This is a genomic window from uncultured Aquimonas sp., from assembly GCF_937888285.1.
In the GTDB taxonomy this organism is placed as follows: domain Bacteria; phylum Pseudomonadota; class Gammaproteobacteria; order Xanthomonadales; family Xanthomonadaceae; genus Aquimonas.
Genome location: NZ_CALART010000022.1, coordinates 1 through 12,186, shown reverse-complemented (window position 1 = coordinate 12,186; position 12,186 = coordinate 1). Strand labels below are relative to the sequence as shown.

8 protein-coding genes are annotated in these 12,186 nt (G+C 65.2%); 2 read left to right on the top strand and 6 right to left on the bottom strand.

The genetic code is table 11. From position 1 onward, the window contains the following. Positions 1–50 precede the first annotated feature (50 nt). From Q0654_RS06420 to Q0654_RS06400, 5 genes are all read right to left on the bottom strand, one after another. Positions 51–431 (bottom strand): hypothetical protein, encoded by a 381-nt coding sequence (locus Q0654_RS06420; RefSeq protein ID WP_298851707.1) that lies wholly within the window; start codon positions 429–431, stop codon positions 51–53. Between the two features lie 388 nt (positions 432–819). After that, on the bottom strand, positions 820–2,328 hold the full coding sequence (locus Q0654_RS06415) for an AAA family ATPase (RefSeq protein ID WP_298851705.1): 1,509 nt from the start codon (positions 2,326–2,328) through the stop codon (positions 820–822). A 155-nt stretch (positions 2,329–2,483) separates the two neighbouring features. After that, entirely contained in the window at positions 2,484–3,248 is a 765-nt protein-coding gene (locus Q0654_RS06410; protein ID WP_298851703.1) for an NrdJb, read from the bottom strand. Positions 3,249–3,894: 646 nt separating this feature from the next. Then, positions 3,895–4,560, bottom strand: a complete 666-nt coding sequence (locus tag Q0654_RS06405; protein WP_298851701.1) for a hypothetical protein — start codon at positions 4,558–4,560, stop codon at positions 3,895–3,897. 354 nt (positions 4,561–4,914) lie between these two features. Further along, positions 4,915–7,062, bottom strand: coding sequence for an adenosylcobalamin-dependent ribonucleoside-diphosphate reductase (locus Q0654_RS06400; RefSeq protein WP_298851699.1), 2,148 nt, complete (start codon positions 7,060–7,062; stop codon positions 4,915–4,917). A 1,026-nt stretch (positions 7,063–8,088) separates the two neighbouring features. On the opposite strand from Q0654_RS06400, the gene Q0654_RS06395 reads away from it, so the two are divergent. Both Q0654_RS06395 and Q0654_RS06390 read left to right on the top strand, forming a co-directional pair. Further along, the gene (locus Q0654_RS06395; RefSeq protein ID WP_298851697.1) at positions 8,089–9,510 is read left to right on the top strand and encodes a Do family serine endopeptidase; all 1,422 of its coding nucleotides are present in this window, start codon (positions 8,089–8,091) and stop codon (positions 9,508–9,510) included. Positions 9,511–9,847: 337 nt separating this feature from the next. Next, positions 9,848–10,543 (top strand): HAD-IA family hydrolase, encoded by a 696-nt coding sequence (locus Q0654_RS06390; protein WP_298851694.1) that lies wholly within the window; start codon positions 9,848–9,850, stop codon positions 10,541–10,543. 364 nt (positions 10,544–10,907) lie between these two features. Here the strand turns inward: Q0654_RS06390 and Q0654_RS06385 are convergent, their stop codons facing one another. Beyond that, positions 10,908–11,906: an aldo/keto reductase gene (locus Q0654_RS06385; RefSeq protein WP_298851691.1), complete on the bottom strand. Its 999-nt coding sequence runs from the start codon at positions 11,904–11,906 to the stop codon at positions 10,908–10,910. Positions 11,907–12,186: the final 280 nt, after the last annotated feature.

The following is a 12,186-nucleotide window of genomic DNA, read 5'->3' as shown; positions in this document are numbered from 1 at the left end:
CCCATGCCTGCACCCTACTTGAAGTGGGGTGTTGCACTTGGAAGTTGAGACTAAGCCTCCACCTCGCACCTCGAATTTGTTTGGAGCCGCTGAATGCGTGAACGCAAGAAGGGAATGTACCGCGCATAGCCCTCCGGCTCGGCCTCCAGATTCACGCTTTCAATCATCGCCAAAGCCTTGGCCAGCTCAGCCTCAGAAAATCCCGGCTCTTCCAGCTCATAGGCCAAAGCTTCGCCAATTGCGACCAATAAGGCGCGAGAGGCATCCAGTGGGGCTTCCTCGGCCAAGCCGGCCTTATCCAAGCCAAAGATGGCTTTCTGCACAACCGAGAGTGCCGCCTGTCGTTTTCCGGCAGCACGCATTTTCTCTGCTCGGCTCAGGGCGGCCCCAAGTCTCCCGCTCCACACCAGACTTCTAAAAAAGCGAATCATCGTCGGCCTGCGGCTGTCACTGATCCCTTGAGCGGACCAAGCACTGGCGGTTGAGCAGCAATCAGAGAATCTCCTTGGCCCAACTCCGACCAACAAGAGGCGCTAAAAAAAGGGCAGAGTCAGTTTCGAAGATCTAGCGAACGGACCCGGCACCAGGTGTACTCCCCACTGGTCCGACTGAGGAAGTGAACCTGACTCCGTTATCTATGAATGACGCAGATAACTCATCGAGCATTCACTCCTAACAGATAGGGCAAAAGGGATCAGAGTTAGCTTCCATGATCTGACAAATTATCCCAACGCCTTCTTTCAGTACCCACTCAATCGATACAGAAAGTGAGCCTGACCCCTTATCCAAGACCCCCTTATCAAACCCCTTACCCCGCCCCTAAAGACCGTCGAGCGCACTATCGATGTTGCTGCGGAGGAGGCGAATTCCTTCACCACTACGGGCGACCCCACGACATAACGCAACCGCAACCTCGTCCTCGGAGACTCCGACGCTCCTCGCCACTTCGCGCACGATATCGTGATGGTCTGCGCCTGCAGCAGCGCGCTCCAATAGGGCTCGAAGCTCATCAACGTGAAGACCTAGATCTCCCGCGATTGCCTCAGCCACCTCTGTGTCGTCTGCAACCTGGCTTGCCACAAACGCTTCCGGCGCCATATCTCCAGGCAACCGCATCCATGAAATTTGAGACGGGCTTACTCGCTCATTACTAGGGGCAACCAATCGAAGGGCCTCAGACTCTGAGACATCACCATCAAATACCACTATGCATCGCGGATTGTCACCATCTCGAATATGGCACTCTGCCTGAGTGGCCAAGGCTGCCTTGTCACCAACGGGCAAGACTCGCACGCGCGCTCTTGAATATATAGGCAGCGCAGCTTCGATTAGCCTTTGCGCAAACTTGTCCTCGCAGTAGATCAGCAACTCCGGAGTTGCAACTCCAGAAAGTGAAGAGAACACAAATTCCGTCGATGGCCCATAAAGAACATCATGACTTGCGCCGTGGCGGCGCAGCAGAATTCGCGCCGGCCTCGGCATCGCATCCACAAACCGCTCAGAGTGCGAAGAAATAATGATCTGAAGCTTTTTGACCCAGGCGATCTCAAGCAATACTTCAGCTAGCGCAGTCAATGCACCTGCGTGTATGCCAACCTCAATCTCTTCAATAACAACCAGCGAGCCTTTTGGCATCGCCACGATGCTGCCAATCAGATCGAATAGTATGTCTTCTCCGGCCCCCATGTTGAAACTGGAGTAGTTTGCGCGACCGTTGGCGCATCGACGAACGCCCCAGCGGGCTGAACTGAGCGCATGAGCCTTCGAGTAGGGTCGCCCCAGAATTCGACTGACGTAGCGAACAGCTTCATTAGATAGAGCGACTTCGTTTGGACGACCTCGTTGACCAAAATGAGATCGCAGTACAGCTTGCTCTATCGCTGGAACCGCCCGGCCTATACCGAAATACTGGACAGGCCTTGGCGGACGGCGCTCGTAGCGCATCCACTTATCCGACTGCTTGCTGATGGAAAGCTCGGGCGCTTGCCGATATCGCCACCCTATTTGAACACCAGTAACGTCAGGGTCGCCGGGGCCTCTGAAGAAGAAGTCTTGGAAGGTGTAGTATGAAAAATCCTCACCACTTCGTGCTTGGCGTCGGGCCAGTTGAGGGAAGTGCCCATCAACCCCGTGAAAACCAAGAGCCGCCAGACCGAGCACTGTGGTCTTGCCTGAGCCATTCGGGCCGCTCAGAACAGACACTGGATAGGCAAACTCAACTTTAAGGCCAGTAATCCCCCTAAGCCCTGGAGATTGACCACTTACATCGATGGCACGCAATTGCGGATAGTCAAAATGCGTGAGGTCATTCCCCCACCATTTCGCCAATCGACGCTCGGTGTCGTTGAGTGATCTACCCGGCACTCTGAGTCATCCTGCGGCGAGAAGTGGGCCGGATCTTGCCAAGAGCTTGAAACAGACTTGAGGCAAGAGGCCAGCCTTGACGCTAGTGATGTTTCTCAAGACCGAGATAAGGGCGGCCCTCACCCACACTTCGAATACCCACAATTCAAACAAGTCTGACACCCATCCATCACCACCATCGCCTGGGTGTTGCACTTGTGGCACAGGGTCGCGCCGGTCGGGAAGGTGGCGGCGTCGCTCTTCGCTTCCCCACTCGCCGCGCCGTCAGCCGCCGGGCTCAGCTCAGCGTTTTTTTTTGACTGGGCCTCAAACGCAGCGCGCTTTTCGGCGATCAGGGCGCGCTGGTGTTCGTCCAGTTCGGGGTCGACGATCAGGCCGATGGTCTTCATGTGGTCTTCGACCACGGCGCCGATCTCGGCCACGATGCTGGGCATGTAGACGCCGCCGGCCTTGAAGTAGCCGCCTCTTGGGTCGAACACGGCCTTCAGCTCTTCGACCAGGAAGGTGACGTCGCCGCCCTTGCGGAACACGGCGCTCATGATGCGGGTGATGGCCACGACCCACTGGAAGTGGTCCATGTTCTTCGAGTTGATGAAGATCTCGAAGGGGCGGCGCGATTCGTGGGCGGTGCCCTGGTTCAGCACGATGTCGTTGATGGTGACGTACAGGGCGTGCTCGAACAGGGGCGATTTGATCTTGTAGGTGGAGCCGACCAGCACTTCGGGGCGCTCGATCTGCTCGTGCATCTGGATGACTTCGGCGCTTTGGCGCACGGGGGGTTCGGCGGGGGCGGGCGTTGCTGCGGCAGGGGCAGGAGCGGCGGCCTTGTCTTCGGGCTTGAGGACGGCGTAGCCCTTGATTTTTTTGGTGATTTTGACGGCCATGGGGGGCTCCTTCGCGGGGTGTGGGGCGGCGCGGGTGTTGGCGCCTGCTGGGTGTGGGTGTTTGGGGTGGGTGGGGTGAGGTGGGGGTTTGCCCCCTCTCCCCAACCCCTCTCCCACCAGGGGAGAGGGGCTTTGGAGCTTGGGTGTCGCGGAGTTGATGGGTGAGGTGGGGTTTCCCCCCTCTCCCCAACCCCTCTCCCTCCGGGGGAGAGGGGCTTTGGAGCTTGGGTGTCGCGTATTGGGTGGGTGAGGCGGGGTTTCCCCCCTCTCCCCAACCCCTCTCCCTCCGGGGGAGAGGGGCTTTGGAGCTTGGGTGTCGCGGGTTTTCGGGTGCTGGGCTTGCTGCCCCTCACCCAACCCCTCTCCCGATGGAAGAGGGGCTTGAAGCTTTGGGTGTCGCGGGGTGGGGGTGGCTGGGGGGCCGGACCCTCTCCCCTGCCCCTCTCCCACGGGGAGAGGGGTTCAATGCTTTGCCTGTCGCGGGGCGGGTGGGGCCTGATCGCGCCTGGGCTTTGGGTGTTCCGCTTGGTTTGGGTGTTCTGCTTGCTCTGGGTGTTCTGCCGGCCTTGGGCGGTGTGCGCCTGGGGCTTGGGCGGTGGGGATTCACCCGCCGCCGGTCATGCGGCGGCGGGTGTTCCCCCCGGGTTTACTTGGCGGCTTTCTTGGCGGCTGCCTTCTTTGCAGGGGCGGCTTTCTTGGCGGCCGCTTTTTTCGCTGGGGCTTTCTTTGCTGGGGCCTTGGCCGGGGCTTTCTTGGCGGGCGCTTTCTTGGCCGGTGCCTTCTTGGCGACGGCCTTCTTCACCGCGGCGACTTTCTTGGCTGCAGCCTTCTTGGCGGGTGCGGCTTTCTTGGCGGCCGCTTTCTTCACCGGTGCGGCCTTCTTGGCTGCCGCCTTCTTCACTGCGGCGACCTGCTTGCTCGCGGCCTTCTTGGCCGGGGCGGTCTTCTTGGCGACGGCCTTCTTGGCGGCGGCGACCTTCTTCTTGGCGGTCTTCACCGCGCCGGCGACGGCCTTCTTGGCTTCGCCGACTTTCTTGTCGACGGCCTTCTTGGCGGCGGCGGCTTTCTTCTTGGCGGTCTTCACCGCGCCTGAGACAGCTTTCTTCGCTTCGCCGACCTTCTTGTCGACGGCCTTCTTGGCCTTCTTGTACTGGCCTTCGGCCTGCTTCTTCACCTTGGCGGCGCGCTTGGCCACGGCCTGTTCGGCGGCGACCACGGCCTCTTTGGCGTCGTGGGCGAGTTCCTGGGCTTTCTCGGTGACGGCTTCCACCGCTTCGCTCAGGGTCGCGGTTACCCCATTGCCATTGCTCATCTGCCACTCCTCACGTCGTATCGGGACGTTCTAGCTTCGGGCCTGCCCCGCGTGGGGCAGTGGTATCGAGAACATTGACCGCCGCCGGTGCGTCCTGCGCCGGAGGCTTGCACTTGCCCGGCGAGACAGGCCGGGCATGCGCGAAGGGGGGCGCCCTTCGCCGCAGGCCGATCCTTGGCCTGCGCCGGGCTTGGAATCAAGCCCTGGGTGTTGCGGTTGCCACCCCTGTCCCGTCGGGAGAGGGGTGCGATGCGGGGCTTCGGCGAGTGGGATGGCCGGGGCGAGCGTCGAGCTCACGGTGGGCCGGGGCCCACCCTATGCGCGTGATTGGGCCGCGCGGCGCTCGCGCCTTGCTCAGAACTTGCCGTAGTAGCCCTCCTTGAGTGCGTCGAAGAGGTTGGCGGCGGTGTGCAGTTCGCCGTCGTATTCGATCTGCTCGTTGCCCTTCACTTCCACCACGCTGCCGTCTTCCAGCTCGAAGCGGTAGGTGGTGTTTTCGAGGTCGGCCTCTTTCACCAGCACGCCCTGGAAGGCGGCGGGGTTGAAGCGGAAGGTGGTGCAGCCCTTCAGGCCTTTCTCGTGGGCGTAGCGGTAGATGTCCTTGAAGTCCTCGTAGGGGTAGTCCGTGGGGACGTTCGCGGTCTTGCTGATCGAGCTGTCCACCCAGATCTGCGCGGCGGCCTGGATGTCGACATGCGCCTTGGGTGTGATGTCGTCGGCGGCGATGAAGTAGTCGGGCAGTTTGGCCTTCTCGTCCTGCGCGTACGGCATGGCGTCCGGGTTGACCAGGCTGCGGTAGGCCAGCAGCTCGTAGCTGTAGACCTCGACCTTTTCCTTGGACTTCTTGCCTTCGCGGATGACGTTGCGGCTGTAGTGGTGGGCGAAGCTGGGCTCGATGCCGTTGCTGGCGTTGTTGGCCAGGCTCAGGCTGATCGTGCCGGTGGGCGCGATCGAGCTGTGGTGGGTGAAGCGGCCGCCGGTCTCCGCAAGTTTTGCTACGAGTTCCGGCGCCACCGTGGCGATCTTCTGCATGTAGCGGCTGTACTTGGCGTGCAGCTCGCGGCCCTTGATGGTGTCGCCGATCTTCCAGCCGTCCTTCGCCATTTCCGGGCGCTTGCGCAGCATCTCGGCGCTGACGCTGAAGTCCTCGTCCATGATCGGCGCGGGGCCCTTTTCTTCCGCCAGCGACAGCGCGACTTCCCAGCCGGCCACGGCCATCTCGCGGGCCACGGCTTCGGTGAACTCGCAGCTCTCCTTGCCGCCGTAGGGCATGCGCAGCATGGTCACGGTGCTGCCCAGGCCGAGGAAGCCCATGCCGTGGCGGCGCTTGCGCAGGATCTCGGCGCGCTGCTGCGGCAGCGGCAGGCCGTTGACCTCGACCACGTTGTCGAGCATGCGGGTGAACACGCGCACGACTTCCTTGTACTCGTCCCAGTCGAACGAGGCCTTGTCGGTGAACGGGTCGCGCACGAACTTGGTCAGGTTGACCGAGCCCAGCAGGCAGGCGCCGTAGGGCGGCAGCGGCTGCTCGCCGCAGGGGTTGGTGGCGCGGATGTTCTCGCACCACCAGTTGTTGTTCATCTCGTTGACGCGGTCGATCAGGATGAAGCCCGGCTCGGCGTAGTCGTACGTCGAGACCATGATCATGTCCCACAGGTGCCGCGCGCGGACGTGGCCGTAGATCTTGCAGGCGACCAGGCCGTCGTCGCGGGTGATGTAGGTGCTGCTGGCCGGCCAGTCGCGCCAGACCACCTGCTCGGCGTTGCCGAGGTCGATCTCGTCGACTTCCTTCTTGTTGACCGGGAACACCAGCGGCCACTCGGCGTCGGCCTGCACGGCCTGCATGAACTCGTCGGTGATCAGCAGCGATAGGTTGAACTGGCGCAGGCGGCCGTCTTCGCGCTTGGCCTTGATGAAGTCCTTCACGTCGGGGTGGGACACATCGAAGGTGCCCATCTGCGCGCCGCGGCGGCCGCCGGCGCTGCTGACGGTGAAGCACATCTTGTCGTAGATATCCATGAAGGACATCGGGCCCGAGGTGTAGGCGCCGGCGCCGGCCACGAACGCGCCCTTGGGGCGCAGGGTGCTGAACTCGTAGCCGATGCCGCAGCCGGCCTTGAGCGTCAGCCCGGCTTCGTGGACTTTCTCCAGGATGCCGTCCATTGAATCGGGGATGGTGCCCGAGACGGTGCAGTTGATCGTGCTGGTGGCGGGCTTGTGCTCCAGCGCGCCGGCATTCGAGGTGATGCGGCCGGCGGGGATCGCACCGCGGCGCAGCGCCCACAGGAAGCGCTCGTACCAGTACTTCTGCTTTTCGACCGTGGGCTCGGCGTCGGCCAGGGCGCGTGCGACGCGCTTGTAGGTGTCGTCGATGGTGGCATCGACGGGCTCGCCCTTCTTGGTCTTGAGCCGGTACTTCTTGTCCCAGATGTCCCAGGACGCGGGCTGGAGTTCGATCACTTTGGCCTCGTTACGCACCGCTTCAAGCCGAACGCTGCTCATCCAATTTCGCCTCTTTCTTGTGGCCGTGACTGCAGGACCTTGGTCGATCCGGACCGCGGCTACGCTTCGCGCGCAGCGCCCGGCACGTTCGGATGGGCGCGCGCTGGGCGCTCCGGTCGCGATACGTGCTGGGGTCCGGGCGATTTCGGGCTGCCCTGCGCCTCGACTGATGGGTTCTTGTTGTGTGCCGAGCCCTGCATGGAGCTCCGCTTCTTCCGTCGCAGCGACCGCCGCCCCCCGGCCGGTGCCTGCTGCTTCGGGTCTCCCGTTGTACCGCTAGCTGTGCCGCCGATTTCGCCCTGCCCCCGCCTGCCTGCGTGCTGGCCGCAAGATCCGTGTTGCGCCGGGTGGGCGTAGTGTCTGGCCTGGGAAGCGACCCCAATCTGTAGGGTTTCGCATGGGGCGAGACCACAAGATCTAGTGGACAACGGCCTCGTACGCTACGCCCGGGCACCACGGGTGTCAACGCAAAAAACTGTGGAAAACCGCTTGATCGGGCGCGCGATTTCTGAAGCCCTTGAGGGCGCGGGATTTGCGCGAATCGGCAGCGCTGCGGAGCGCCGCGCGATGTGTGAAGGGGGCATGTAGAGGCCGGGTCGCGGGGCGGGTGTCAAGGCCATGGTGGGCCAGGGCCCACCCTATCCGAGGGCAATAGGGTGGGCCCTGGCCCACCGTGAGCTTCACCCTCCCGAATGTCTTCCGGGGCGCGACAGATCCTCAAGAGGATGTGCGGGCTTCATGCGCGAAACGCACCGCTGCCGATGCACAAGCGGCATGCGGCATGGCGCCAGCGCCTGCGGACCTGCATGCGGCCGTGCACTGGGGCGAGGTTCGAGGCCATGGTGGGCCAGGGCCCACCCTATGCAGATGCGTGGGGCAAACAAGGGTTTGAACCCACAACCGGCGCCCCCACCTTGCCGCAAACCGAATGCTGCGCAGATTGGCCCAGCCCGCGCTGGAACCTGGGCGGCCGGCGTGGGTCTGCGTCGGCCTTCCCCATCAAGCTCCGGCCACAGGAGATTCCCCATGCCCGACGCCCCTGCGCGCGCCACCGTCATCACCCTCCGCCTGCGCAGCGCTGCGCTCGGCGCCCTGCTGACCCTGGCCGCGATCGGCCTGTTCGCCGTCGCCAGCCACCTGCTGCGCCCGGCGCATGCCGCCCTGCCGGCGGTGGTCGATGGCCAGCCCCTGCCTTCACTGGCGCCAATGCTGGAGCAGGTGACCCCGGCGGTGGTGAACATCCACAGCAAGACCGTGGTGCGGGTGCGCAACCCGATGGCCGAAGACCCGTTCTTCCGCCATTTCTTCGGCCTGCCGATGGTGCCGCAGGAGCGCGTGCAGCAGTCGCTGGGCTCGGGCGTGATCGTCAATGCCCGCGAGGGCCTGGTGCTGACCAACAACCATGTGATCGAAGGCGCCGACGACATCAGCGTGACGCTCGCCGACGGCCGCACGGTCACCGCCGAGTTCGTCGGCTCGGACCCTGACACCGACGTCGGCGTGCTGCGCATTCCCGCCGAGGACCTCGCCGAGCTGCCGCTGGCCACGGGCGAAGCCCTGCGCGTCGGCGATTTCGTGGTCGCCGTGGGCAACCCCTTCGGCCTCGGCCAGACGGTGACCTCGGGCATCGTCTCGGCGCTGGGCCGCTCCGGCCTGCAGGGCCTGGCCTACCAGAACTTCATCCAGACCGACGCCAGCATCAACCCCGGCAACTCCGGCGGCGCCCTGGTCAACCTGCGCGGCGAGCTGGTCGGCATCAACACCGCGATCTTCAGCCCCTCGGGCGGCAATGTCGGCATCGGCTTCGCGATTCCCGCCGAGCTGGCCAACGAGATCATGCGCCAGCTGCTCGACAGCGGCCGCGTGCAGCGCGGCAGCCTGGGCATCGAGACCCAGGCCATCACCCCGCAGCTGGCGGCGATGCTGGATGTCGCCGGCGCGCGTGGCGCCGTGGTGACGCGCGTGCGGCCAGCCTCACCGGCAGCCGAGGCCGGCCTGCAGCCGGGCGATGTCATCACCGCCATCGCCCAGCAGCCGGTCGACAGCCCGCAGACCCTGCACAACAAGGAAGGCCTGCTGCCGGTGGGCGAGCCGGTGACGCTCGAATACCTGCGCGACGGGCGCACGCAGCGTCTGGAGCTGCGCCTGAAGCCCCAGCTGAGCCAGCTGCTGGGCAGCGCGCTGGACCCGCGCCTCGACGGCGCCGAGTTCACCGCCCTGCCGCAGCGCTCGCGCCAGCAGGGCGTGTCCGGCATCCGCGTCGAACGCGTCGCCGAAGGCAGCCGCGCAGCGCGCAGCGGCCTGGCCGCAGGCGACCTCGTCACCGGCGTCAACCGCTTCCGCATCGACAGCCTCGACACCTTCGGCGAAGTGATCGAGATGCGTCCGCAGCAGCTCGCGCTGAGCGTGGTGCGCGGGCGTCGCAGCGGGGTGGTGGTGATGGAGTGAGGGCGGGATTCGGGATTCGGGATTCGGGATTCGGGATTCGGGATTCGGGATTCGGGATCGGGATCGGGATCGGGATCGGGATCGGGATCGGGATCGGGATCGGGATCAGCATAGGGTGGGCCCTGGCCCACCATGGGCACCACAGTCGCGACTCGCTCCGCCCGCCCTGGACGCGGCCCCTAACCCAAGCCGAGGCGAGGGAAAGGCTCCGAGCCACCACCGGGGCAAGGTTCAAGCCCACGGTGGGCCAGGGCCGGCCCAATGCGGCGGTTCCTCACGTCCGCCTGCACGGCGTGAGGACTACCATGCCGACCTCCGCACTTTGCGAAGCCACCGCTTGAACGACATCCGCGCCATCACGCTCGACCTCGACGACACCCTGTGGCCGGTGTGGCCGGCCATCGAAGCCGCCGAACGCGAGCTGCAGGCCTGGCTGCAGCAGCACGCGCCCGGCACCGCGCGGGCCTATCCGATCGAGCGCATGCGCGCGCTGCGGGCGCAGGTCTACGAGGACCACCCGCACCTCGCCCATGACTTCTGCGAGCAGCGGATGATCTCCCTGCGCATCGCGCTCAGCGAAGGCGGCGAAGACCCGGCCCGTGCCGATGAAGCCTTCGAGGTGTTCTACGCCGCGCGCAACCGCGTCGAGCTCTACGCCGACAGCCTGCCCGCGCTCCAACGCCTGTCCGCGCGCCTGCCGCTGGCGGCGCTGACCAATGGCAATGCCTGCATCCATCGGATCGGCCTGTCGGCGCACTTCCAGTTCTCGCTGGGCGCGCGCGAGCACGGTGCGGCCAAGCCGGAGCCGAGCATCTTCCACGCCGCCTGCACGCGGCTGGGGCTGGCGCCGCAACAGGTGCTGCACGTCGGCGATGACCCGCACATGGACGTGCTGGGTGCGCGCCGCGCCGGCCTGCGCGCGGTCTGGATCAACCGCCGCGACGAGACCTGGGACCACGCCGAGACGCCGGACCTCGAGGTGCGCAGCCTCGACGAACTGGTGCACTGGCTGGAGCGCGCGTCGGCGGCCTGAGCCTTGGCTCGCGGCGAAGCTTCGCGATGCGCCTGTGGGTGCGACATCTGGTGCGCGACACGCGCACGCGGTGTGTTGGTCGAAACGCCTTTTGGTGCGCGACACGCGCACCCTACGAGTGACGCGTGTCGCCTTGATCAAGTGGCAGCGTCACTCGAATTGGCATGCTGCGTGTGTCGCCCACCAAGCGCACAACACCTTTCGCTTGGTTCAAGCGTACGCGTCACTGGAATTCGTAGGGTGCGCGTGTCGCGCACCAAGCGCCGCGAATGACGCCATGCGCGTGCCGACAACGATGCGTGATGCGCGCATCCCATGGCCGCGCCCACAAGGCAAACACGCGTTGATGTCGCGCGTGCCGACCTCAACGATTCACCAGCGCCATCCCCTCGGGTGGGTAGCGCCCGCCGCTGATCTCGATGGCAGCGAGCTCGCCGCGGATGCGCTCGACCCAGGCCGATGACAGCGCGATCTTGAGCGCACCGAGGTTCTCCTCCAACCGCGCCACCGAACGCGTGCCGGGAATCGGCACGATGTCCTCGCCCTGGGCCAGCAGCCAGGCCAGCGCCAGTTGCGCGGGCGTGCAGCCAAGCTCGGCCGCCCACGCGCGCACCTGCTCAACCAGAACCTGGTTGCGTGCCGCATTGTCGGCGCGAAAGCGCGGGTGCGCGCGACGACGATCCGTGGCATCGAGCTGCTCGGCGCTGGCAATGGCGCCGGTGAGGAAACCGCGCCCCAGCGGGCTGTAGGGCACGAAGCCGATGCCGAGTTCACGGCAGGCCGGCAGCACATCCGATTCGACGTCGCGCGACCACAGCGAGTACTCGGTCTGCAGGGCCGCGATCCTCGCCACCTTGGAGGCGCGCCGCAGGGTCTCGGCGCTGGCCTCGGACAGGCCCAGATGCCGCACCTTGCCGGCCTCGACCAGGCGCTGCATGGCGCCCACCGTTTCCTCGATCGGCACGTCGGGGTCGACGCGGTGCTGGTAGTAGAGGTCGATGCAGTCGACGCCGAGCCGCGCCAGGCTGGCCTCACAGGCGACGTACACATACTCGGGCCGCCCGCAGATGCCGACCACGCGGCCGTCCGGCGCGCGCACGTTGCCGAACTTGGTCGCCAGCACCACCTCGTCGCGACGCGTCTTCAACACCTCGGCCAGCAGACGCTCGTTGGCGCCACAGCCGTACATATCAGCGCTGTCGATGAAGTTGACGCCGAGATCCAGCACCCGATGCAGCACCGCGAGATTGCTGGCGTGGTCGGACGGCCCGTAGAAATCGGACATGCCCATCGCGCCGAAGCCGAGTGCGGTGACTTCGAGACCTTCGGCGAGGCGGCGACGGGGAAGCGGGTGGGTCGACATGGCGGGCTCCGTGGAAGCGATGGCGCCACGATGCGCGGCAGGCGCGGGGGTCGCCAGTGCGGAAAGGCCGAGAAAGCCGGAGAGGCCTGCGGGCGTCGATATACTCGGCACCCTTGCCGCATGCGAGTTCCCAAGTGACGGGCACCAGCCTTCTCACAGCGACGTCCAGAGCAGCACATCGTCATCCCCGCGCAGGCGGGGATCCAGTGCTGCAGCGACCGGGGAAGGTGAAAGTGCCGCCGCGATCGGCGCGGATCGAAGTGCTGCCGCGATCGGGGCG